20 protein-coding genes are annotated in these 24,061 nt (G+C 61.4%); 11 read left to right on the top strand and 9 right to left on the bottom strand.

The genetic code is table 11. From position 1 onward, the window contains the following. Positions 1-66: 66 nt before the first annotated feature. Entirely contained in the window at positions 67-1,245 is a 1,179-nt protein-coding gene (locus O4H31_RS11055) for a phosphoglycerate kinase (RefSeq protein ID WP_269345701.1), read from the bottom strand. 127 nt (positions 1,246-1,372) lie between these two features. Between O4H31_RS11055 and O4H31_RS11050 the strand changes: the two genes are divergently transcribed. The 3 genes from O4H31_RS11050 to O4H31_RS11040 all read left to right on the top strand — a co-directional run bounded on the left by O4H31_RS11050 (position 1,373) and on the right by O4H31_RS11040 (position 3,493). Further along, a complete protein-coding gene (locus tag O4H31_RS11050; RefSeq protein WP_269345699.1) occupies positions 1,373-1,879 on the top strand; it encodes a peptidylprolyl isomerase in 507 nt (168 codons plus the stop codon). Then, positions 1,872-2,426 carry a peptidylprolyl isomerase gene (locus O4H31_RS11045; RefSeq protein ID WP_269345697.1) on the top strand — a complete coding sequence of 185 codons (555 nt, stop codon included), beginning with the start codon at positions 1,872-1,874 and terminating at the stop codon, positions 2,424-2,426. Before O4H31_RS11050 ends, O4H31_RS11045 begins: the two co-directional genes overlap by 8 nt. 98 nt (positions 2,427-2,524) lie before the next feature. Further along, a complete protein-coding gene (locus O4H31_RS11040) occupies positions 2,525-3,493 on the top strand; it encodes a DUF3179 domain-containing protein (RefSeq protein ID WP_269345695.1) in 969 nt (322 codons plus the stop codon). An 81-nt stretch (positions 3,494-3,574) separates the two neighbouring features. Here O4H31_RS11040 and O4H31_RS11035 read toward each other — a convergent pair whose 3' ends face one another. From O4H31_RS11035 to O4H31_RS11020, 4 genes are all read right to left on the bottom strand, one after another. Beyond that, positions 3,575-4,075 (bottom strand): bactofilin family protein, encoded by a 501-nt coding sequence (locus tag O4H31_RS11035; protein WP_067623551.1) that lies wholly within the window; start codon positions 4,073-4,075, stop codon positions 3,575-3,577. After that, positions 4,065-5,393: a M23 family metallopeptidase gene (locus O4H31_RS11030; protein WP_269345693.1), complete on the bottom strand. Its 1,329-nt coding sequence runs from the start codon at positions 5,391-5,393 to the stop codon at positions 4,065-4,067. The genes O4H31_RS11035 and O4H31_RS11030 overlap by 11 nt, the downstream gene beginning before the upstream one ends. Before the next feature lie 193 nt (positions 5,394-5,586). Next, positions 5,587-6,405 (bottom strand): ferritin-like domain-containing protein, encoded by an 819-nt coding sequence (locus tag O4H31_RS11025; protein WP_269345691.1) that lies wholly within the window; start codon positions 6,403-6,405, stop codon positions 5,587-5,589. Further along, positions 6,402-6,875, bottom strand: a complete 474-nt coding sequence (locus O4H31_RS11020; protein ID WP_269345689.1) for a peroxiredoxin — start codon at positions 6,873-6,875, stop codon at positions 6,402-6,404. Before O4H31_RS11020 ends, O4H31_RS11025 begins: the two co-directional genes overlap by 4 nt. 108 nt (positions 6,876-6,983) lie before the next feature. Here O4H31_RS11020 and O4H31_RS11015 point away from each other — a divergent pair, with 108 nt between their 5' ends. The 8 genes from O4H31_RS11015 to uvrA all read left to right on the top strand — a co-directional run bounded on the left by O4H31_RS11015 (position 6,984) and on the right by uvrA (position 19,768). Next, positions 6,984-10,325 carry a DUF3971 domain-containing protein gene (locus O4H31_RS11015; RefSeq protein WP_269345687.1) on the top strand — a complete coding sequence of 1,114 codons (3,342 nt, stop codon included), beginning with the start codon at positions 6,984-6,986 and terminating at the stop codon, positions 10,323-10,325. Between the two features lie 44 nt (positions 10,326-10,369). Next, positions 10,370-11,434, top strand: coding sequence for a tRNA preQ1(34) S-adenosylmethionine ribosyltransferase-isomerase QueA (queA, locus tag O4H31_RS11010; RefSeq protein ID WP_269345685.1), 1,065 nt, complete (start codon positions 10,370-10,372; stop codon positions 11,432-11,434). A 72-nt stretch (positions 11,435-11,506) separates the two neighbouring features. Then, positions 11,507-12,841 carry an MFS transporter gene (locus O4H31_RS11005; RefSeq protein WP_269345684.1) on the top strand — a complete coding sequence of 445 codons (1,335 nt, stop codon included), beginning with the start codon at positions 11,507-11,509 and terminating at the stop codon, positions 12,839-12,841. Positions 12,842-12,906: 65 nt separating this feature from the next. Continuing rightward, a complete protein-coding gene (locus O4H31_RS11000) occupies positions 12,907-13,506 on the top strand; it encodes a DUF924 family protein (RefSeq protein ID WP_269345683.1) in 600 nt (199 codons plus the stop codon). A 97-nt stretch (positions 13,507-13,603) separates the two neighbouring features. Then, positions 13,604-14,998 carry a dihydrolipoyl dehydrogenase gene (gene lpdA / locus O4H31_RS10995; protein WP_269345681.1) on the top strand — a complete coding sequence of 465 codons (1,395 nt, stop codon included), beginning with the start codon at positions 13,604-13,606 and terminating at the stop codon, positions 14,996-14,998. Between the two features lie 72 nt (positions 14,999-15,070). Then, positions 15,071-15,634, top strand: a complete 564-nt coding sequence (locus O4H31_RS10990) for a class I SAM-dependent methyltransferase (protein WP_269345679.1) — start codon at positions 15,071-15,073, stop codon at positions 15,632-15,634. A 6-nt stretch (positions 15,635-15,640) separates the two neighbouring features. Continuing rightward, positions 15,641-16,816 (top strand): MFS transporter, encoded by a 1,176-nt coding sequence (locus O4H31_RS10985; protein ID WP_269345677.1) that lies wholly within the window; start codon positions 15,641-15,643, stop codon positions 16,814-16,816. Positions 16,817-16,882: 66 nt separating this feature from the next. Then, positions 16,883-19,768 (top strand): excinuclease ABC subunit UvrA, encoded by a 2,886-nt coding sequence (uvrA, locus tag O4H31_RS10980; RefSeq protein ID WP_120350897.1) that lies wholly within the window; start codon positions 16,883-16,885, stop codon positions 19,766-19,768. A gap of 37 nt (positions 19,769-19,805) precedes the next feature. On the opposite strand, the gene O4H31_RS10975 is transcribed toward uvrA, so the two are convergent. The 4 genes from O4H31_RS10975 to O4H31_RS10960 form a co-directional block, all read right to left on the bottom strand. Further along, on the bottom strand, positions 19,806-20,879 hold the full coding sequence (locus O4H31_RS10975) for a transketolase (protein ID WP_269345675.1): 1,074 nt from the start codon (positions 20,877-20,879) through the stop codon (positions 19,806-19,808). Between the two features lie 80 nt (positions 20,880-20,959). Beyond that, positions 20,960-21,844 carry a 3-hydroxyisobutyrate dehydrogenase gene (mmsB, locus tag O4H31_RS10970; RefSeq protein ID WP_269345673.1) on the bottom strand — a complete coding sequence of 295 codons (885 nt, stop codon included), beginning with the start codon at positions 21,842-21,844 and terminating at the stop codon, positions 20,960-20,962. Then, positions 21,841-22,884 (bottom strand): enoyl-CoA hydratase/isomerase family protein, encoded by a 1,044-nt coding sequence (locus O4H31_RS10965; protein WP_269345671.1) that lies wholly within the window; start codon positions 22,882-22,884, stop codon positions 21,841-21,843. The genes mmsB and O4H31_RS10965 overlap by 4 nt, the downstream gene beginning before the upstream one ends. Positions 22,885-22,891: 7 nt before the next feature. Further along, complete coding sequence (locus O4H31_RS10960) at positions 22,892-24,034, bottom strand: acyl-CoA dehydrogenase family protein (protein ID WP_269345669.1); 1,143 nt, start codon at positions 24,032-24,034, stop codon at positions 22,892-22,894. Positions 24,035-24,061: the final 27 nt, after the last annotated feature.

The raw sequence follows: 24,061 nt of genomic DNA, 5'->3' as shown, positions 1-24,061 counted from the left end.
GACATGGGAATCCCACAATTGCGGGAAACCCTTTGTTTTTACCGCGAAATCACGATTTTGCGCGGCTTAGCCGCCCAAAGCGGCAACGCCGGGCAGGGTTTTGCCTTCCATCCACTCAAGGAAAGCGCCCCCGGCGGTTGAAATATAGGTGAAATCATCCGCCACGCCCGCTTGGTTCAGCGCAGCAACCGTGTCACCGCCCCCGGCGACCGAGGTCAGCGTGCCTTCGCGCGTCTTGGCCGCTGCTGCGCGGGCTGCGGCGATGGTGGCGGTATCGAAGGGCGGGATTTCAAAGGCCCCCATCGGACCGTTCCAAATCAAGGTCCGCAGCCCGGCAAAGGCCGTCTCGACCAAAGCGACCGTATCGGGGCCCGCATCCAGCACCATCTGGTCACCGGCGAGCTTAGCATCAGGGCCAAGCTGGGCCACCTCATGCGCAGCCCCTTTGGCGAACTCACGCGCGACCAGACCGTCGACGGGCAAGATCACGCGGCAGCCCGCCTTCTCGGCCTGCGCCATGATGCCTTTGGCCGTGTCGTAATAATCCGGCTCTTCCAACGACTTGCCCAGATCAGCACCAAGCGCCGCGAGGAAGGTGTTTGCCATGCCGCCACCAATGACCAAGACATCCAACCGGTTCACAAGGTTTTCCAAAAGCGCGATCTTGGTCGAAACCTTGGCCCCACCGACCACGGCCCCCACCGGGCGCTCAGGCTTGGCGAGTGCCGCCTCCAGCGCTGAGAGTTCCGCCTGCATCAAACGGCCCGCGCAGGCAGGCAACAGCCGCGCCAGCGCTTCGGTCGATGCATGGGCACGGTGCGCCGCCGAGAAAGCGTCGTTGCAGTAGATATCGCCAAGATCGGCCAGTTGGCGGGCGAAACCTTCGTCGTTGGCTTCTTCGCCCGGATAAAAGCGGATGTTTTCCATAAGTTGCAGATCGCCCTGCGCCTCGGCAGCGGCATCCAGCGAGGGCACGAACGCCACATCGCGGCCCAATGCCTTTTCCAGCGCGGGTAGGACCTGTTTCAGGCTCATCTCGTCCACGACCTTGCCCTTGGGCCGTCCGAAATGCGCCAGCAGCGTCACCTTGCCGCCGCGCGCCAGGATGTCGGTCACCGTGGGAACGATCCGCTCGATCCGCGTGGCGTCGGTCACGCGGCCATCTTCGACAGGCACGTTAATGTCGACGCGCAAAAGCACCCGTTTGCCGTCCAGTTCCATATCGTCCAGTGACTTCCAGCCCATCGGTCTTCTCCCAATCCAATCCGTTGCGCTGTGTTTTGCTGTTATCTGGCTCCAGGTCAATGCGCGGCTTGGCAATCGCGGCCAAGCTCCTTAGGTATCTGGCAAAGACAAACCAAAGGATTGCCCCATGGCCGAGATCAAAGACCCCGAAAACACCATTCTGATGGAACTCAAAGGCGGCACCGTCACGATTGAGTTGATGCCTGACCTTGCGCCCAAGCACGTCGAGCGCATGAAAGAACTGGCCCGCGCCGGGAAATACGACAACGTGGCCTTCCACCGCGTGATCGAAGGTTTCATGGCCCAGACGGGTGATGTGGCCAACGGCAACATGGAAGACAACTTTAACCTGCGTGCGGCTGGCACCGGCGGCTCGGACATGCCGAACCTGCCTGCGGAATTCTCCAAAGTTCCCCACGCCCGTGGCACCATCGGTGCGGCCCGTTCGGCCAACCCCGACAGCGCCAACAGCCAGTTCTTCATTAACTTCAAGGACAATGATTTCCTCAACGGTCAGTACACCGTTTACGGGCAAGTCATCTCGGGCATGGAACATGTCGACGCGCTTACACGGGGCGAGCCGCCTGCGAACCCCGACCGCATGATCTCCGTCAAGGTGGCCGCCGATGCGTAAGCTCGTAGGCTCCAGCGCCGTTTTGGCGCTTTTCGGTTCGGCGGCCATGGCCACCGGGCTTGAGATCGACGTCGCGGGCGAGGCCAATGGCACCGTCAAGATCGACCTGCTTGAAGATGTGGCACCCGCCCATGTCGCGCAGATCACTGAACTGGCCGAAGAAGGCGCCTATGACGGGGTGGTCTTCCACCGCGTGATCGACGGCTTCATGGCGCAGACTGGCGACGTGCAGTTTGGCCGCGCCGATGGCGACACCGCGCGCGCTGGCATGGGCGGCTCGGACAAGCCCGACCTTGAGGCGGAGTTCTCGGACATCGCCTATGAGAAGGGCGTCGTGGGCATGGCCCGCAGCCAGAGCCCGAACAGCGCCAACAGCCAGTTCTTCATCATGTTCGACGAAGCCCCCTTCCTTGACGGTCAGTACACCGTCGTCGGCAAGGTCACCGAAGGGCAGGACGTGGTCGATGCCATCAAACGCGGCACCGGCCCCAACGGTGCCGTTGTCGGCACGCCGGACGTTATGCAAAAGGTCACTGTGACCGAGTAACAGTCGGCCCCAAGTCGCATCGGGGACCGAGTAACATCTGTTCTCGATCGCGTGGGGTGGGCTTGCTTGCTCACCCCCGCATCCGGCACGCTCAGGCCATGATAAAATTAAGCGCCATCGTTCTGAGCCTTGGCCTTGCGGCCAACAGTCTTCTCGCCGATCCCGCCCGCTGGCAGGGGGAATGGCCTGAGACCGATTTTTCCAAAACAAGCATCACAGATTGGTCCGAAATCATCTCGGGCGGGCCGCCCAAGGATGGCATCCCGGCACTTGATGCACCGAATTTCAAAGTTGTGCGCGCCGAAACCCGCATCGCCCCGCGCGAGCCGGTGATCACGGTCGCGATAGAGGGTGCCAAACCACGCGCCTATCCGATTCGCTATCTGACATGGCATGAGATTGTTAACGATAGGGTTAATGGCCAGCCCATCGCCGTGACCTTTTGCCCGCTGTGCAACTCTGCGCTGGTCTTTGACCGCCGCGTCGCGGGGCAGGTCCTGCGCTTTGGCGTATCAGGCAAGCTGCGCCATTCCGACATGGTGATGTATGACCGCGAGACCCAAAGCTGGTGGCAACAGGCCGAAGGCCGCGCCATCGTGGGCGCGCTGACGGGCACTGAGCTAAAGCACCTCCCAAGCTGGCTGGAAAGCTGGGCCGATTTCACCGCGCGTCACCCCGATGGGCTGGTGATGGAGGAACCTTCCTATAACCGCGACTATGGCCGCAACCCTTACCGGAACTATGATTCCTCGGCCAAACCCTTCCTCTACGACGGCGCGCAGCCGCCACACGGGATTGCCCCGCTAGAGCGTGTGGTGCGTGTGGGAGACCGGGCGTGGCGGCTCAATCGGTTGGCCGAGGAAGGCGAGGTGCGTGAGGCCGGTGTGACGATCACGTGGCGGGCAGGGCAGGCCTCTGCTCTGGACGCGGGACAGATCAGTGAGGGACGTGACGTGGGCAGCATCCGCGTGCGTGACAGCGCCGGCCGCGACGTGCCGCATGATGTGATGTTTGCCTTCGCCTTCGATGCTTTTTGGCCAGACGGCACTTGGATGCTGGGGCGTTAAGCCCGCGCTGCAAGCCTAAAATGAAAACGAGCGCCGCAGTTTCCTGCGACGCCCGTGAATACTGTGAACCGACCGCAGGTCTTAGGACGCCGGGTTCGGCTTCTGCGCCGGAGCGGATTTTGCGCCGGGGTTCAGCGGATCGTCCTGACGCTGCACCGAACCTTCGAAATGCGCGCCGGATTCGATCGCGATCGTCTTGTGGATGATGTCGCCCTCGACCCGCGCGGTCGATGTCAGGCGCACCTTGAGGCCACGCACGCGGCCCACGATACGGCCATTGATCACCACGTCATCGGCAACCACTTCGCCTTTGATCGTCGCTGTTTCACCGATGGTCAACAGATGCGCGCGGATGTCGCCCTCAACAGTGCCTTCAACCTGAACATCGCCCGTGGTCTTCATGTTGCCGGTCACATGCAGGTCCGAAGACAGAACGGATGCGGGCGGCTTCGCCTTGGGGGCGCTGGCCTTGAATTCGCTCTGCTTGGAGGGCGCAGGGGCCGCCGAAGCGCTGGAAGGTGCCGGTTTGGACGCATCTGCATCCTGGGGCGCGGGATCGTTGATTTTGCTTTTAGAAAACATCGTTTGCAGCCTTGATATAGATCATGGGGTTAACAGCCTTGCCACCTACGCGGACTTCATAGTGGAGATGGACACCGGTGACCCGTCCTGATGCTCCCATATCACCAATATGCTGCCCGCGCGAGACTCTTTGACCAACTTTCACGCGCAGCTTGGACATGTGGGCATAACGGGTCTCAATGCCGAACTCGTGCTGGATCTTGACCAAACGGCCATAGCCCGAGGACCAGCCGGCGTGAATCACCACACCATCGGCGGTCGCATAAAGCGGCGTGCCCATGCCAGCGGCAAAGTCGACGCCCTTGTGCATCCGGCGGCCACCTGTCTTGGGGTCGCGGCGATAGCCGAACTGGCTGGTGAAGCGGAAAGCGTTTTTGACCGGGTTCGCAAATGGCGCTTTTTCGGCGGCGATCCGGTAGAGGTTTAGCCGGTCCATCTGGTTCAGCAGACGGTTCGCGCGCAGCGTATCGGGGCTAAGCTCTTCGCCGCGGGTGGTGAAGGACAGCGGCGTCATCGGACCACCTTGGCCGGAATAGCCGCGGCGCACGGTGGCAAGGATACGGTCGGTCGGCATGCCCGCGCTGCGGAACATCTTGTCAAGCGGGGCGACGGAAACGCTCATCGCTTCTTCAAGCTGGCGGAAGATCGCGTCGTTCTGATCGCGCATCAAAGCGATCTCTTGCGCCATTTCATCGGCCTGCAGCAGCGCATCCTGCGCGTCGACCACAACTTTGTCGCGCTCTGCCGCGGTGCGTGCCAGAGCTTGGGCAAGGAAATCGACCGGCGCTTGATCGGCATCGGCGCGCAGGCTGCCCGCCTCACCGTTCTCAAGGCTCCCTTCCAATTCGGCCAGCTTCAGCCGGGCCTTTTGGCGGTCTTTAATCGTGTCGCGCAGGGTGGATTGGATCACATCGATCCCGGTCTCCAACTCGCGGCGGCGGGTCTCGGAGGACAGCAGTTCGGATTGCATGACGGAAATCTGCGTGAGCGCGGCGTTGAAACGGTCCTGTGCAGCCAGTGCCTCTTCGGCCCGCAGATCACGCTGCGCGGAAAGCTCGTTCAATCGCGCCTGATAGGTGCGCTGATCGCGTTTGGCCTGCTCGCGAAAATTGCCCGAGCCGATGCTGTCCATCAAAATGATCGCCGTGGCGATAATCGCCCAAGATACGAGGAAGGCCGACCCCGCCAGCCCGATAATCTGGGTGCCGGGGCGCAGGCGGATGAAACGTGTATCGCTGTCGGATTTCAGAAAGACGCGGCGTTCGGGAAAGTAATGCTCAAGCAGAGCATGCGTCTTGATGGCAATCCGTGTGCGCATGTTGTCGTCCCTTGTCCCGTCCCGTCGGCGCGGCGGGGCAGCCCGGCCCGCGCCCAACGTCAATAGCCAGTGCCTGCGAATGGGGCAACCCTATTGCCCCATGCCTGCGCGGCAATCCCCCATCCGCCTTATTATGCGCTAAGAAATTGGCAAAAATCCGCCGATACCAAGCACTTGCTGTCTTATGGCCGGATCAGCTTGGGCCCCCGTCCGCCGTGAGAGGCCAGTAGAAATCGGGCGGGATTCCCGCCTCGGCGCGTTTTTCCTCGTTGAAAGGCGGCTTAAGATCGCCGTGAAAATACTTGCGCACGAGGACGTGAAACCGGTCTTTCGGGTCCTCGTCATGGCGCCCACAAAGGAAGTGAAACCACTTGCTGCCATAGGCCACATGGGCGACTTCTTCGGAGTAAATCGTCTCAAGTGCTGCCACGGCGCTGTCGGCCTTGGCCTTGCGGAATATCTCGATCATGCCGGGCGTCACATCAAGGCCCCGCGCCTCCAGCACCATCGGCACTACGGCAAGGCGACCCATCAGATCATCCACCGTATCCTCTGCCGCGCGCCACATGCCCGCATGGGCAGGCATCGCGCCGTAATGACTGCCCATTTCCTCAAGGCAATCGCACATCAGGTTGAAATGTTTGGATTCGTCATCCGCCGCTTTGACCCAGTCGTCAAAGAACCCCAAGGGCAGCGGCACATGCGAAAACCGCGCGATCACGTCCCAATGCAGGTCTACGGCGTTCAACTCGATATGCGCCACGGCATGCAACAGCGCCGCGCGGCCCTCAGGCGTGCCCGGGCGGCGGCGGGGCACTTCGCGCGGGCTGAGCAATTCGGGCTGGGCAGGTCGGGCAGGGTGCAGCGGCGGATCAGCGCGGCCCACCTCAGGGCGCGCGCCTTCGGCTCGGGCCGAGAGCCATTCAGCTGCGAATTTCCGCGACAGTGCGGTCTTCTCGCGCCCATCCGCCGTGCGCAGTACCGCCTCGGCCATTTCCGCCAGCGGCATCATGCGCCACGCACCGCGTCCAGCACGGCATCCACATGGCCGGGCACCTTCACCTTGCGCCAGACCTGCGCGATCTGGCCTGTCCCGTCGATCAGATAGGTCGCGCGTTCGATGCCCATGGATTTCTTGCCGTACATGTTTTTTTCAACCCAGACCTCATAGGCCTCGGTCACCGCCCCATCGGTGTCGGACAACAGCGGCACCGTCAGCGCGTGTTTGGCGGCGAACTTATCGTGTTTGTCCATGCTGTCGCGCGAAATGCCGAAGACCTGCACGCCCGCCTCGGCGAACTCCGAAAGCCGCTCCGAAAAGCCGATCGATTCCTTGGTGCAGCCGGGCGTGTCATCGCGCGGGTAGAAGAACAGAACCACCGGCGCGCCGCGCAAGGCAGACAGCGTAATCTCGCCACCGCCAGTCACGGGAAGGGTGAAATCCGGGGCCGGTTGGCCGGGCTGGGGTCCGATCTGCGACATGGGGCGGTTCCTTTGGCTTGTTAAGGGTCGTTCAGGGCTGTCATACTGCATCTGATTTGACAACGTCAAAGCCGCCCCCGAAAGCCGCCCCATCCGAACCGGAGCCCGATGCGCGACCCATCCCCTTCCAGCCCCCCTGCGCCAGACGGCGAAGGGTCGCCCCGCCGCAGGCCGCGCCGGCGCGCGGGGATCGCGTCGGTCGCGGTGCTGGTGCTACTCGCGGCGCTGGCGACGGGGGCGGCGGTCTATTTCACCGGGCGTCCGATCCCCGCGCCGCTTTGGGTGCAAGAGCGGATCGAGGCGCGGATCGCGAACGCCCTGCCACAGGCGCGGGTGGATTTTGGCGCGATGGAGTTTGTCGTCGACGAGGGCTGGCGGCCTCGTGTGCGCCTGCAAGACATCTTTGTCACCACCCCCGAAGGCGACGAGATCGTCAGTTTCAATGAGTTCAAGGCCAGCCTGTCGATGCGGTCACTGCTGCGCGGTGTGGCACAGCCGCGGGCGATTTCCCTTTCAGGCGTGGTGGCAAACCTGCGCCGGGGGGCGGATGGCCGGGTGAGCCTGAGCGCAGGGGCCGGGATTGCGCCACCCGAGCGGGAGGCGGCGACCCTGCCGCAACTCATCGGTCAGATCGACGAGGTGCTGGCCGCACCCGCGCTCTCGGCCCTGCGCTCGGTTGAGCTGCGCGCCCTGACCCTGCGGTTCGAGGATGCCCGCGCGGGCCGGGCCTGGACCGGCGATGGCGGGCGGCTGCGCTTGGCGCGCGATGGCGATCAGCTTGACCTAACGGCCGATCTTGCGGTGCTGAGCGGTGGGGCCGATGTGGCCACGCTCACCGCGAATTACAGCAGCCGCATCGGCCAGAACGCCGCGACCTTTGGTGTGACATTCGACGGGATCGATGCGCGCGACATCGCAGCACAGGGGCCTGCGTTTTCATGGCTAGAGGTGCTACGGGCCGATATCTCGGGCGCGGTGCGCAGCGGGATCGACAGCGCGGGCCGCTTTGCGCCGATCAACGCATCGCTGCAAATCGGCAAAGGCGTGTTGCAGCCCAACTCACAGACCAAGCCGATCCCTTTTGATGGGGCACAGAGCTACTTCAGCTATGACCCTGCGCGCCAGCTTTTGCGCTTTGACGAGATGTCCCTCGACAGCCCTTGGGTGTCGGGCAACATCACCGGCACTTCGCAACTGGGCGATGTCACGGGCGGCATTCCGGGGCGGATGGTGGGGCAGTTTTCCTTACGCGATCTGCGCGCCAACCCGGCGGATGTCTACCCCGAGACGGTGGCCTTGGATCAGGCGGATATCGACTTTGAACTCAGCCTCAACCCGTTTCGCCTGAAACTGGGCCGTTTGGAGATTAGCGATCAGGGCCGTAGCCTGCGCCTTGATGGGGCGCTTGTGGCCGAGCCTGAGGGCTGGAACCTGTCGCTCGATGGGCGCATGGACAGGCTGAGCCCGGAGCGTTTGCTGGCGCTCTGGCCCGAGGGGGTGAAACCCAAGACCCGCAAATGGCTGGACGAGAACCTTCATGCAGGCCGGATGCGCAACCTTGATCTGGCGCTGCGCATGGCACCGGGGCAGGTGCCGCAGACCTATGTGGCCTTCGACTACGCCGGGGCCGAGGTGCGGTTTTTGAAAACCCTGCCGCATATCACCGATGGCAGCGGCCATATGAGCCTGCTCGACAACCGTCTTGTCGTCACGGTGGACGCAGGCGAGGTGATCGCGCCGCAGGGCGGGGCGGTGACGCTGGATGGGTCGTCTTTCATCATCCCGGATGTGCGCGTGAAAGACGGCAGTCCTTCTGTGATCCGGCTCAATACCCGGTCAACCCTGACCGCCGCGCTGTCGCTGCTGAACCAACCGCCAATGCAGGTGATGGACAAGGCCGGGCTGCCGGTGACGCTTGCGGATGGGAAGGCGGTGCTGAAAGGCACGTTGGCGCTGCCGTTGAAAAAGGGGGGCAAGCCCGAAGATGTGCGCTATCACTTCGCGGGGGATTTGCTGTCGCTTTCGACCGATACGCTGGTCAAGGACCGCAGCCTTCAGGCCAGCAAACTGGCCATCACCGCCAGCAATGACCGCATCACCATCGGCGGCGAAGGACGTATTGATGGCGTGGGTTTCGACGGGGAATGGTCGCAGGCGATCGGTCCCGGCTCTGACGAAAGCAGACTGACAGCCCAAGTGTCGCTGACCCCTGCGGGGCTCGAAGCGTTTGGCGTCGCACTGCCCCCCGGCAGCCTTCGCGGGGAGAGCAGCGGACAGATTGCGGTGGACCTCAAGAAAGGCGCGGCACCGCGGTTTTCGCTGCGAAGCGATTTAACGGGCTTGGGCGTCTCCGTGCCGCAGCTATCGTGGTCCAAAGCACCAGCGACCAAAGGCGAATTGCGACTGGCGGGACGCTTGGGCGAGACGCCGAACATCGACGCCTTTCAACTGAACGCGCCGGGGCTGCGGGTGGCAGGCTCCATTGACCTTGAACCCGGCGGCGCGTTGGACCGCGTGCGGATAGACCGTCTGCGGCGCGGCGACTGGCTTGATATCCCCGTGCAACTGATCGGGCGTGGCAAGGGCAATCCGGTGCAGGTGGTGCTGGGCGGCGGCACGCTGGACATGCGCCGGGCCGAATTCGGCGGGGCCGGGGGGCGAGCCGGACCGCCGATGCGCGTGGCGCTGGACCGGCTGCAAATCACCGATACGATTTACCTCACGAACCTTGCAGGCACCTTTGACACGGCTAAGGGGATGGACGGGTCCTTTACCGCGCGGCTCAACGGGGGCACGCCTGTGCAGGGGCGGGTCCTGCCCCAAGGCGGGCGCAGCGCGGTGCGCGTGGTCTCGGACGATGCGGGCGGGATACTGCGCTCGGCCGGGCTGGTGAAACAGGTCGTCGGGGGGAACCTGTCGCTCACGCTGCTGCCTGTCGGGTCGGGCGGGGCCTTTGACGGGCAGCTTGAGGTCAATAACGTCGCCATTCAAGACGCGCCGGGGATCGCGGCGCTGGTCAATGCGATCTCGGTTGTGGGGCTGATCAACGAACTCAGTGGCGATGGAATTTACTTTGACGATGTTGAGGCGAAGTTTCGTCTGACCCCGAACCGCCTGACCCTGACCGAGGCGAGCGCCGTTGGCGCGTCCTTGGGCCTGTCGATGGATGGGGTCTATGCGCTCGACAGCGGCCTGATCGACATGCAGGGCGTGATCTCTCCGGTCTATATGTTCAACGGGATAGGCTCGCTGTTCACCCGCAAGGGCGAGGGGCTGATCGGTTTCAACTACCGCCTGACCGGGGCCGCGAAAGAACCCAATGTCTCGGTCAATCCGCTCTCGGCCCTCACGCCCGGCATGTTCCGCGAGCTGTTCCGCCGCCCGCCGCCCACTGTGCCGCAGGTGCAGGGCCAAGCGAATCCGGTTGCCCGGGTGCCAGAGGATCGCTAAGCGCCGAGGCGACCTATGCCGCCAGACCCGCAGGAGCCGCGCCGATGAAGCTTTCCGATTTCGATTTCGACCTGCCTGAGGAATTGATCGCCACGCGCCCCGCCAATCCGCGCTCTTCCGCCCGGCTCTTGGTGGCCGAAGGCGCTCAGCTTCATGACAGGCGGGTAACCGATCTGACCGATTGGCTGCGCCCCGGTGACCGTCTGGTGCTGAACGATACCCGCGTGATCCCCGCGCGGCTTTCCGGGCTGCGCCACCGCGCCTCGGCCCAAGGTGCCGTGCAGGCTAAGATCGAAGTGACCCTACTGGAGCCCCGCGGCGACGGCACTTGGTCGGCACTGATCAAACCGCTGCGCAAACTGAAAATCGGCGAAGAAGTCGTCTTTTCCGACGACCTGCGCGCCACGCTTGAGGCGGTGGAAGACGGGCAAGGGCATCTGCGGTTCAACTGCACAGGTGATGATTTCGACGCCGCGCTGAACGCGGCCGGGGCCATGCCGCTGCCGCCCTATATCGCCGCAAAGCGCGCGGCTGACGCGCAGGATATGACGGATTACCAAACCGTCTTTGCCCGCCACGCGGGCGCGGTCGCGGCGCCCACGGCGTCGCTCCATTTCGACGAGGCGCTGCTCGCGGCGCTGGCGGCCAAGGGGGTCACTTTCAGCCATGTCACCCTGCATGTCGGGGCGGGCACCTTCCTGCCGGTCAAGGTCGATGACATTTCCGAGCACAAAATGCACGCCGAATGGGGCCGGGTGAGCGCCGAGGCCGCCAAAGAGATCACCGCCACCCGTGCCGCCGGAGGGCGCGTGATCCCCGTGGGCACCACCGCGCTGCGCCTGATCGAAACAGCGGCGCGCGGCGGGCTGATCGCGGCGTGGGAAGGGGATACCGATATTTTCATCACTCCGGGGTTCGACTTCAACGTGACCGACGGGCTGATGACGAATTTCCACCTGCCCAAATCCACGCTGATGATGCTGGTCTCGGCCTTGATGGGCGTGCAGCAGGTAAAAGACATCTACGCCCATGCCATCGCCGAAAAATACCGTTTCTTTTCATACGGCGATTCCTCTCTTCTGCTGCCTGAGGCGCAAAAACCCGCTTGAATGTCGTTCTAGGGGGTGACTAGCCTGCGATTGCCGTCCATGGGAGGGCTTGGGCGAACAAGGAATTGACCGATGATTCAAGTGGTTTCAAGCGCATGGGCGCTATTGCTGGGCATGTGCCTGTTGATGGTCGGGAACGGCATGCAGGGCACTTTGCTGGGTATTCGCGGCGGCATCGAAGGGTTTTCGACCCTGCAAATGTCGGTCGTCATGTCGGCTTACTTCGTCGGTTTCTTGGGCGGGTCGCGGATGGCACCGGGGATGATCCGGCGTGTGGGCCACGTGCGGGTCTTTGCGGCACTGGCCTCGCTGATCTCGGCGGTGATGATCCTCTACCCGACTTTCCCCAATACGATCGTCTGGTCGCTGGGCCGGGTGCTGATCGGCTTTTGTTTCTCGGCTGTTTACGTGACTGCAGAAAGCTGGCTCAACAATGCGGCCACCAACGAGAACCGGGGGCAGGCGCTTTCGGCCTATATGATCGTGCAAACACTCGGCATCGTTATCGCCCAAGCGCTGCTGTTGACGGCTGACCCGTCGGGCTTTGTGCTCTTTGTCATTCCTTCGGTTTTGGTGAGCATCGCGGTCACGCCGATCCTGCTGTCGATCAGCCCCACACCGCCCTTCGGCACCACCAAACCGATGAGCCTGAGCACCCTGATGGAGACCTCTCCGCTCGGCTGTGTCGGCATGTTCCTTTTGGGCGGTGTTTTCTCGGCGCAGTTCGGCATGGCAGCGGTTTACGGTGCCGAAGCAGGGCTGAGCGTCGCGCAGATCTCACTTTTCGTGGCAGCCTTCTTTGTCGGTTCGGTGATCCTGCAATATCCCATCGGCTGGATTTCTGACCGGATGGACCGACGCAGCCTGATCGTCATCACCGCGCTGATCGGTGGGGCGGGCTCCATGGTCGGCATGATGCTGGGGCATATCTTTCCGATCTTGCTCGCCACGGCTTTTGTCGTGGGCGGCATGTCAAACCCGCTTTACTCGCTCATCATGGCCCATACCAACGATTTCCTCGAACAGGAGGATATGGCCGCGGCCTCGGGTGGGATGTTGTTTATCAACGGCTTAGGTGCCGTCCTTGGCCCGGTGATTACCGGTTGGATGATGGGCACGGCTCTGGGGCCGGGAGGCTTTTACCTCTTTACCGCCGTGCTCTTTGCCGCGCTGGCCGGCTATGCGTCTTACCGTAAAACGCAGCGTGCTGCGGTTCCGGTGGATGAGACGGGCAACTACGTGCCGATTTACCCCTCGGCCACCGCGGTGGCCGTGGAAATCGCGCAAGAGTATGCAATTGAATCGGAACAGGAAGCCGCCGAAGAAGCTGCTCAAGAAAACGCCGAAGCTGACAAAAACGCCTCTGATAGCGATAACGATGTCGCAGATGACATAAAACGTGACTAGGCTTTTGGGGTAAGACGTTCTTAACTTTAACGAAACGCCCGAGATGCGGCAAAGGAGTGTGCGGGATGGCTGCCACAAATGCAGAACCCCAAGATGTACTGAATTTCTGGCTCAAGGACGTGGGTCCGGCAGGATGGTACAATAGTTCTGATGCGCTGGACGCCGAGATCCGCAGCCGTTTCGAGGGGCTCTGGAGTGAGGCAGAGGCGGGCAAGCTGAACCATTGGCTGACCAATCCCACCGACGCGCTGGCCTTTTTGATCGTGACTGATCAATTCCCGCGCAATATGTTTCGCGATACCGGCAAGGCATTTGCCAGCGATCGTATCGCCCTCGCGGCGGCGAAACTGGGGATCGAAAAGGGCTGGGACATGCGCGTGGAAGCGCCCGAGCGGCAGTTTTTCTACCTGCCGCTGATGCACTCAGAGAACCTCTGCGATCAGGACCGTTGCGTGCGTTTAATGTGCGAACGGATGCCGGAAAGCAGTGGCAGCAACCTGCTGCACGCCCGCGCGCACCGCGAAGTGATCCGTCAGTTTGGCCGCTTTCCCTACCGCAACGCGGCGCTGTCGCGCAGTTTTACAGCGCAGGAGACCTCTTATATCGACGAAGGCGGATATGGCCGGACCGTCAAACAGCTGCGTGAAAATCTGCAAGCGGCCTGAGCTTCGGCAAGGCAGGATGAATTCGCGTGGTTGTGGCGATTGCAAATATGGTTTAGCGGTAAACTATATTTGCAAACCCTAACGCGAGGTCCTTGCCATGGCTGCCAAATCCTTTGATCTGATCGTGATCGGTGCGGGGCCGGGCGGCTATGTCGCCGCCATCCGTGGCGCACAGCTTGGCCTGAAGGTCGCGGTTGTTGAGCGGGAAAATCTGGGCGGCATCTGCCTCAACTGGGGCTGTATCCCCACCAAGGCGCTGCTGCGCTCTGCCGAGGTGTTTCACCTGATGCACCGCGCCAAGGACTTTGGTCTGGCAGCGGATAAGATCGACTATGATCTAGAGGCGGTGGTCAAACGCTCGCGTGGCGTCGCCAAGCAGATGGAAGGCGGAGTCAAACACCTGCTGAAGAAGAATAAAGTTGACGTCTTCATGGGCGAAGCCTCTATTCCGGCAAAGGGCAAGGTCTCTGTCAAAACTGACAAGGGCAGCGAAGAGTTGACGGCCAAGAACATCGTTCTGGCAACCGGCGCTCGCGCCCGCGAACTGCCGGGGCTTGAGGCGGATGGCAAGCGCGTCTGGACCTACCGCCACGCCTTGCAGCCCGTCCATGACCCCAAGAAGCTGCTGGTCATCGGCTCCGGCGCCATCGGGATCGAATTCGCCAGCTTCTACAACACACTCGGCGCTGACACGACCGTGGTCGAGGTGATGGACCGTGTTCTGCCAGTAGAAGATGAAGAAATCTCTAAATTCGCCAAGAAGGCGTTTGAGAAGCAGGGCATGACCATCATGCAAAAGGCCACGGTCAAGAAGCTCGACCGTGCGGACGACAAGGTTACCGCCCATATCGAACGTGACGGCAAAGTCGAAAAACTTGAGTTCGACACCGTGATCTCTGCGGTTGGCATCGTCGGTAATACCGAAGGTCTGAGGCTGGAAGAACTTGGCGTCAAAGTCGACCGGACCCATGTGGTGACGGACGAATATTGCCGCACAGGTGTCGACGGACTCTATGCCATCGGCGACATTGCTGGTGCGCCGTGGCTTGCGCATAAAGCGAGCCATGAAGGGGTGATGGTTGCCGAACTCATCGCAGGCCAGAAACCACATCCCGTCAAACCCGAAAGTATCGCCGGTTGCACCTATTGCCACCCGCAGGTCGCCTCTGTCGGTCTGACCGAGGCGAAGGCCAAAGAGCAAGGCTATGACATCAAGGTCGGTCGTTTCCCCTTCATCGGCAATGGCAAAGCCGTGGCCTTGGGTGAGCCGGAAGGGATGGTGAAAACCATCTTTGATGCCAAGACCGGCGAACTTCTGGGCGCACATATGGTCGGGGCCGAGGTGACCGAGCTGATCCAAGGCTACGTTGTGGGCCGCCAGTTGGAGACCACCGAAGAAGACCTGATGAACACCGTCTTCCCGCATCCAACACTCAGCGAAATGATGCACGAATCCGTGCTCGACGCCTTTGACCGCGTGATCCACATGTAACGCGAGCGGGGCAGGGTGCATTGACCGCGCCTCGCCCCGCCGCAATTTGGCCAAGCCGTCGGGAGCCATGTCGTGGTCAGCCTTAACCGTGTCGTCATGCACCGCAGCAGCCGTCGGCTGATTGGCCGTTTGAACCCTGCGACGCTGGATGCAGCCGAAATTTCGGGCAGGTTCGGTAAGCGCTTCGCATTCAAGAGCTATACACAGTTTGGCTATCCGACCTATGACATCTGCGCAGGTCCGTTTACCGACCCCGAAACCAGTGCCGTGCGGCAGTTTGATCTGATCCTCGCCAATCAGGTCTGGGAGCATCTTGATGGGCCCTATACGGCGCTGGCCCATGTGCAACAGATGCTGAGAGCCGGGGGGTACTTCTGGATCGCTGTGCCGTTTTTCATCCCCTTTCATGCGGCCCCCAATGACAATTCGCGCTGGTCCGCACGGGGGCTGAAGAACTTGCTGATCGAAGCCGGCTTCGACGAGAGCCGGGTCATCGCGCGACAATGGGGCAACCGTGCCGCCGCCGCCCGCAATCTTGAACCCGACTGGCCGCCGGGTTTCGACAAAAGCACGGATGACCTGACTAACGATCCCAAAATGCCGCTGTGCGCTTGGGCGCTGGCCCAGAAGAAATGAGAGCCGATGGCTGACCAAACCTCCTTTCCGCGCGTTTTCGCGCTTTGGGCCGCGGGCCTGGGGGCGGCGGCGCAATATGGCAAGATGAGCGTCATCTTCGACCTGCTTCCAAAGAATTATCCGCAGGCCGGAGCGTCGCTGGGCTTCTTGGTTTCAATGGTGGGCGGTGTCGGTATCCTCCTTGGCGTTGTGGCGGGGCTGGTGGTCGCCCGTATCCGCTATCGTCGTGCGCTGCTATCTGCCCTGTGGCTGGGCGCGGCTGTATCTACCTTTCAGGCGTTGCTGCCGGGATTTGGTTGGATGCTGGCCAGCCGCGTGGTCGAGGGGCTGTCGCATCTGGGCATCGTAGTTGCCGCGCCGACGTTGATTGCACAACTCAGTACCGTGAAGGACCGTGGGTTTACCCTGACCCTCTGGGGCACCTTCTTTGGCGTGGCGTTCGCGATCCTGACCCTCATAGGCCGCCCGCTTGCGCTGACATGGGGCGTGCCTGCGCTTTTCGCCGTCCACGCGCTCTATATGGCGGGCTGTGCGCTTGTGCTTTCCGGCAGCTTGCGCAGCCTGCAGGACGAGGGCCCTCAGCCGCCATTCTCTTTGCCGCAGATACTGCGTGATCACGTCGCGATCTACCGATCTCCCTTCCTTTCCGCCCCTGCGGCGGGCTGGCTGTTCTATACATTCAGTTTCGTTTCCATCCTCACTGTCCTGCCGCCCTACCTCCCGGAAGCATGGCGCGCGCCCACCATGGCGGCCATGCCGCTGACCAGCATCGCGGTCTCGATGACCATCGGCGTCGCATTGCTTCGCCGTCTACCGGCGGTCTCTGTTGTACAAACTGGCTTTGCCCTTTCCGCCCTTTCTATGCTTTGGCTCTGGCTCGCCCCCGGCGCGCCCTTGGCCTGTTTGGCACTGGCTGCCGCCATGGGGTTGATCCAAGGCGCAAGTTTTACCGCGGTCGCGCAACTCAACAGCGGCCCCGCCGCGCAGGCGCAGGCAAACGGCGCAGTGGCGCAGATGGGGAACCTTGGAAACAGCCTTGGCACACCGGTTATGGCGTTCGGGTTAGCGAGCTTTGGCGGCGCGGCCTTGCCGTTATTGGCGGGTGGGGCCTTTGCTATGGGGCTGGTGGCACATCTCCTCCTTGGTGCGGCCCGACGTCGCAGTCGGCGCGTTCCTGTTTAGTTCTCACTTTTCCGTTGGAAAACACTGCATCAGCACCTATGTACAAACCGTTAAGAGGGGCATGTCATGGCTGAGCTGAAGAACATCGAAGTGCGCGGCGCGCGCGAGCACAATCTAAAGAACATCGACGTGGATATTCCGCGTGACCAACTGGTTGTAATTACCGGGCTTTCCGGCTCGGGCAAGTCGAGCCTTGCCTTCGACACGATCTATGCCGAAGGGCAGCGGCGCTATGTGGAATCACTGTCGGCCTACGCGCGGCAGTTCCTTGATATGATGCAAAAACCGGATGTGGATCACATTTCCGGTCTCAGCCCCGCGATTTCAATCGAACAGAAGACCACCTCAAAGAACCCCCGATCCACTGTCGGGACGGTGACCGAGATTTACGACTATCTGCGGCTGTTGTTCGCCCGCGTCGGCACCCCCTATAGCCCGGCCACCGGCAAACCCATCGAAGCCCAGCAGGTGCAGGACATGGTCGACCGGATCATGACCATGGAAGAGGGCACGCGGGCCTATCTGCTGGCGCCGATTATTCGCGACCGCAAAGGTGAATATCGCAAAGAGTTCATAGAGTTGCGCAAGCAAGGCTTTCAACGGGTCAAGGTGAACGGTGAGTTCTATGATCTGGATGAGCCGCCGACTTTGGATAAGAAATTCCGCCATGATATTGATGTTGTCGTCGACCGGATCGTGGTGCGCGAAGGGCTGGAAACGCGCCTGGCGGACTCGCTGCGCACAGCGCTCGACCTTGCCGATGGCATTGCCATTCTCGAAACGGCGCCCAGTGAAGGCGAGCCCGAGCGTCATACGTTTTCGGAAAAATTTGCCTGCCCTGTCAGTGGCTTCACAATTCCCGAGATTGAGCCGCGACTGTTCTCCTTTAACGCGCCGTTTGGGGCTTGCCCCTCATGTGATGGCCTTGGTGTCGAGCTCTTTTTTGACGAGCGTTTGGTGGTGCCCGACCAGAACCTGAAAATCTATGACGGGGCCTTGGCGCCTTGGCGTAAGGGGAAGTCCCCGTACTTTAAGCAAACCATCGAAGCCATTGCCAAGCATTATAACTTTGACCAAAAGACCCGCTGGAAAGACCTGCCTGAGAAGGTGCAAGAGGTGTTCCTTCGTGGTTCCGGCAAGGAAGAGATTACCTTCCGCTATGACGAAGGCGGGCGCGTTTATGAGGTCAAGCGGGTGTTCGAGGGGGTGATCCCCAATATGCAGCGCCGCTACCGCGAAACGGACAGCAACTGGGTCCGCGAAGAGTTTGAGCGCTATCAGAACAACCGCCCCTGTGGCACCTGTGGCGGCTATCGCCTGCGGCCCGAAGCGCTTGCGGTACGCATTGGCCCCACGACTGGCAATGAGAACGAGTTGCTCCACATCGGTAAGGTGGTGGAGATGTCGATCCGTGAAGCCTTTGACTGGTGCAAGGCTGTGCCGGATCATCTAACCCCGCAGAAGAATGAGATCGCAAAGGCCATTCTAAAGGAAATTCGGGAACGCCTAGGATTCCTGAATAACGTGGGTCTAGAGTACCTTACGATGTCTCGTTCAAGTGGTACTTTAAGTGGTGGCGAGAGCCAGCGTATCCGTCTGGCAAGCCAGATCGGCTCTGGCCTGACGGGCGTGCTTTACGTGCTTGATGAACCGTCGATCGGGCTGCATCAGCGCGATAATGACCGGTTGCTGGATACCTTAAAGAACCTGCGGGATCAGGGGAATACGGTGATCGTTGTAGAGCATGACGAAGAGGCCATCCGCGAGGCCGATTATGTGTTCGACATCGGGCCGGGTGCTGGAGTTCACGGCGGGCAAGTAGTGAGCCATGGCACGCCTGAACAGGTGGCGAATGATCCCAATTCTGTTACTGGTCAGTATCTTACCGGCGTTCGTGAAATCTCGGTCCCGGCCAAGCGACGCAAGGGGAACAAGAAGAAGCTGCAGGTCGTAAAGGCTACTGGCAACAACTTGCAGAATGTGACTGTCGATTTCCCGCTGGGTAAATTCGTCTGTGTTACGGGTGTGTCGGGGGGCGGCAAATCCACCCTTACGATTGAAACCCTTTTCAAAACCGCGTCGATGAACCTGAATGGCGCGCGGCAGACGCCTGCGCCCTGTCAGACCATCAAAGGGTTGGAACATCTCGACAAGGTCATCGACATTGACCAGCGGCCCATCGGTCGGACTCCGCGTTCGAACCCAGCGACTTACACCGGGGCGTTCACGCCGATCCGGGATTGGTTCGCCGGTCTGCCGGAAGCGAAAGAGCGCGGCTATAAGCCAGGGCGTTTCTCTTTCAACGTGAAAGGCGGGCGTTGCGAGGCCTGTCAGGGTGACGGGGTCATCAAGATCGAGATGCACTTCCTCCCGGATGTTTACGTGGAATGCGAGACCTGCAAAGGCGCCCGCTATAACCGCGAGACGCTGGAAGTGCGGTTCAAGGGTAAGAGCATCGCCGACGTGCTTGATATGACCGTAGAAGATGCGCAAAGCTTCTTTGCCGCCGTGCCTTCGATCCGTGAAAAGATGGATGCGCTGATGCGAGTGGGGCTGGGCTATATCAAGGTCGGACAGCAGGCCACGACCCTGTCGGGCGGTGAGGCGCAGCGGGTGAAGCTCAGCAAGGAGTTGAGCAAACGTTCCACCGGGCGCACGCTATATATTCTTGATGAACCGACAACGGGCCTGCATTTCGAAGACGTGCGCAAGCTGTTGGAAGTGCTGCACGAATTGGTCGATCAAGGCAATTCCGTGGTCGTGATTGAGCATAACCTAGATGTGGTGAAAACCGCCGATCATATTATTGATATCGGCCCTGAGGGCGGTGACGGCGGTGGCCGGGTTGTGGCCACGGGCACGCCCGAAAAGGTCGCAGACGTGGCCGAAAGCCATACCGGGAAGTACCTCAAACCGATGCTATATAAGCAAACAAAAGTGGCGGCGGAATAACCGCCACCACTTGGTTGGCTTGGCCTGTGGCGTGTCCTTACAACACGGCGCGGGCGATGCGGATCAGTTGCAGCGTCTCGTAGGCGCTATCGCGTAGCGAGATCACTTGACCGTTCAGGACCGCGTAGTTATAGCCTTCTTCCGGCTCGGGCAGACGGTAGAGATTGATGAGGTCCGCCTGCGTCAGCGCGGCGGTCGGTGCGATGTTTACGCCTGAGCCTATGGTGGGCACCCGTGCCAATTCGTTAATTCGAAGCAGCGCGGTGTGATCTTCGTTGCTCAGCAGCACGGGCTGGCCATCGATCAGCGCATAGCGATGACCAGCAGGCGCGGCATCAAGGCTGTAGAGCTGTGCGATTTGGTGGGACTCAAGTAGGAGCAACTCGCGTTCCGTCAGCGGATCGGCTTCAAGATAGGGTTGGCGGCGCTCTTCCAGCAATGTGTCCAGTTCATCGTCGGAATAGCTGGCCCATTGTTCATAGGTCACGCCCTGTTTTGCCAGCCCGGGGGGCACGCAGGGCGGGTCCTTCTTGGCCAGACCAGGGGGGCAGTTGCGATAGGTAATCAGCTCGTCCTCGGGGAGGGCGGATGCGTTCAATTCAGGCGCGGCCAGGGCAAGCGCCGCCGCACCGAGGATAGCGGCCATGTCACGCCCTTCGGGCGCCGGGGTGTTTAGAAGACGGGTGACCACAGTCTCACGGTCCTGCGTAAAGCGGGTCACGCGCTCATCAAACTCGGCGCGGTCCATGCCCTTGGGCAGTTTGACCTCATCACCTTTGATCTTGACCTTATCACCGTTGATCTTGATCTCGATCTTATCGTCTTCCTTATCTTTCTTGGCCTTCTTCTCTTTGTGCTTCTCGGCTTGTTTCTCGCGCTTTTCTCTTTTTTTCTCGGCCTTCTTCTCCTGCTTATCTTTCTTCTTCGCCTTTTTGTCTTTCTTGTCTTTGCCCTTGTTGTTTTTGTCATCTTTGGCGAGCCAAAGCGTCTCAGGGCCGTTGCTGTCAAAGGCAACCGCGGGCTGGGCCGGGGCAAAGCCGGTTCCGGCGGCGACCAGCGGGCCGGTCGCGCAGGCGGTGGTCAGAATCGTGGTAATGAGCAGGCGTCGCATCAGGTGATCTCCTCAGATGGGGTCATTCTGAAGTTAACGCCTGCTCGGGCCGGGTCGTTCCCGGGTGGGGGGCGGTCGGCTTAACCTTGCCAGCCGCGCTGCTCAAAACGGGGCAGCATGGCAGAGAAGTCTTTGCCCTTGCCGCCTTCTTCCTCGACGAAACGGGTGTAGAGTTCCTTGGCCAGCGCGCCCATCGGCGTGTCGGCATTGGCCATTTCCGCAGCCTGCTGGGACAGCCCCAGATCTTTGAGCATCAGCTCTGCCGCGAACCCCGGTTTGTAGTCGTTGTCGGCGGGCGATTGGGGGCCGACGCCGGGGGCCGGGCAATAGGCGTTCATCGACCATGAATAGCCCGAAGACGTGCTGACCACGTCGAACATCCGTTCGCGATCAAGGCCCAGTTTGTCAGCCAGTGCAAAGGCTTCGCAGGTGGCGATCATCGTGGCACCAAGGATCATGTTGTTGCAGATTTTCGCCGCTTGGCCTGCGCCCGCATCGCCGCAATGAACGGCTTTCTGACCTATGATGTCGAACAGCGGTTTGGCCTTTTCAAAGGCTGCCTCCGCGCCGCCCGCCATGAAGGTAAGCGTGCCGCCCTGCGCGCCGCCGATCCCGCCAGAGACGGGGGCATCCACAAAGAGCAATCCAGCCTTCTGCGCGGCCTCTGCCGCGAAACGCGCGCTTTCCACGTCGACGGTGGAGCAATCGATCAGCAGCGCGCCCGGCGCCATATGTGCGACCGCTTCTTCGGCCACTTGGCGCAGGATCGCGCCGTTGGGCAGCATGGTGATGACCACATCGGCATCCCCGACCGCCTCTGCGATGGTCTTGGCCTCGGCGACCCCTTCGGCGGTGGTGCCGGCCACGTCATTGCCGCGCACGGTATGGCCCGCGGCGGCGAGATTGGCGGCCATGGGCCCGCCCATATTGCCCAGACCGATGAAACCGATTGTAAGATTACTCATGAATTTTCCTCCAACTTCAATTCGTTGTCGCCCAAGAGGGCGAGCATGGCGTCGATATCGGCCTGCGGCACGTCCCAGTCGGGGTGTTGCCAATTGGGGCTGCGGTCCTTGTCGATGATCGCGGCGCGCACACCTTCGATGAAATCGCCTTTTTCCAGTGACCGCGCGGTAAAGCGGTATTCCTGTTCGAGTGCCGGGACCATGCCGATGCCGGGGCCGCGCAGGCGGCGCAGCATCTCTAGCGTGCAGGCCATCGACAGGGGGGAGTTGCGGCGCAGGGTTTTCACTGTCTCTGCGGCGAAATCGCTGTCAGACATCGCAAGCGCCGCGTCGATTTCTTTAAGGCTTTCGCCATGAAAGAGGCGGTCCACCTCTTCCTGAACCTCTGCCAGCGTGGACGGGGGCGGGGAGCTTGCAGCGCGGTCGAGGATGAAGGGATCACCGTTCTCTTCCAGTTGCGCGATAAGATCGGGCCATTCGGCCTGCGCGATAAAATAATCCGCGAAACCGGCGTGGAGCACGTCGCCTGCGCCCATCCGCGCGCCGGTGAGGCCAAGGTATTCGCCCATCCGTCCCGGTGCCTGTGCCAGCAGCAGCGTACCGCCCACGTCGGGCACCAGCCCGATGCCGCATTCGGGCATGGCGATCTTGCTGCTCTCGCCCACGACGCGGTGCGAGCCGTGGCAGCCGATGCCGACCCCGCCGCCCATGGTGAAGCCCTGCATGAAGGAGATCACTGGCTTGGGAAAACCGTGAAGTTTGTTGTTGAGCCGGTATTCATCGGCCCAAAAACGTCGGGCGAAGTCGAAATCTCCGTCCTTGCCCGTTTGGTAAAGCTGCGCCACGTCACCGCCCGCGCAGAAGGCTTTTTCACCCACGGCATCCAGCACGATCACGGCGACCTCTGGGTCATCGCGCCAGTCGTCGATCGCCTTTTCGATGGCGATGCACATGTCGTAGCTCAGCGCGTTCAGCGCATTGGGCCGCGTCAACGTGATGCGTCCGGCGCGGCCCGTTATGCGGATGTGGATATCACTCATGGGGGCCTCAGCGGTTCTTAAGCATGTCGCGGGCAACGATCACGCGCATGATCTCATTCGTGCCCTCAAGGATTTGGTGCACCCGCAGGTCGCGGACCAGTTTCTCGATCCCGTAGTCGGCAAGGTAGCCATAGCCGCCGTGCAATTGCAGACATTGGTCGACGACCTTGCTGCCCGTCTCGGTCACGAATTTCTTGGCCATGGCGCAGAACTTGGTCGCATCCGGGGCGCCGGTGTCGAGCTTCCACGCCGCTTGGCGCAGGAAGGTGCGTGCGGCCTGCAATTCGATCTCCATATCGGCAAGGCGGAACTGCAACCCTTGGAACTGGTCGATGCTCTGGCCAAAGGCTTTGCGGTCGCCCATGTACTCCAGCGTCTTGGTCAGCGCAGTTTGTGCCGCGCCGAGCGAGCAGGCGGAGATGTTCAGCCGCCCACCGTCGAGGCCCGCCATGGCGTATTTGAAGCCCTTGCCCTCTTCGCCAACAAGGTTCTCCGCGCCGATCTTGCAGTCATCAAATTGCACCAGCGCCGTCGGCTGGCTGCGCCAGCCCATCTTGTCTTCCAGCCCGCCGAAGCTGAGGCCCGGCGTGCCATCCTCGACATAGACGGTGGAGACGCCGCGCGCGCCGTCGTCGGAGGTGCGGACCATGGTGACATAGGCATCCGAATAGCCACCGCCCGAGATGAACGCCTTGGTGCCGTTCAGCGTATAGCCTTCGTTGGTGCGCTCGCAACGGGTCTTGAGCGCTGCCGCGTCGGAGCCGGAGCCGGGTTCAGTCAGGCAGTAGCTCAGCACCGTCTCCATGGTGAGTACTTTGGGCATGACGCGCTCTTTCATCTCGTCACTGGCGAAGGTGTCGAGCATCTTGGCGCACATATTGTGGATCGACAGGAACGCCGCGACCGAGGGGCAGGCCATCGACAGCGCCTCAAAGACCAGCGTGGCGTCCAGACGTGTGAGCCCCGCGCCGCCGGTGTCTTCAGAGACATAGAGCCCGCCGAACCCCAATGCGCCGACCTCTGGCCAAAGCTTTTTGGGGATAGTGCCGTCTTTCTCCCATTGGTGGGCGTGGGGCGCGATATTCTCCTGCCCGAATGCATGGGCCATGTCGAAAATGGCGGTCTGTTCCTCGTTCAATGCGAAATCCATCGCGGCTCCTCCCTGAAGTCATGTGTC

The organism is Sulfitobacter dubius, assembly GCF_027214245.1.
GTDB lineage: Bacteria > Pseudomonadota > Alphaproteobacteria > Rhodobacterales > Rhodobacteraceae > Sulfitobacter > Sulfitobacter dubius_A.
This window is presented reverse-complemented; position numbering and strand designations above follow the sequence as displayed.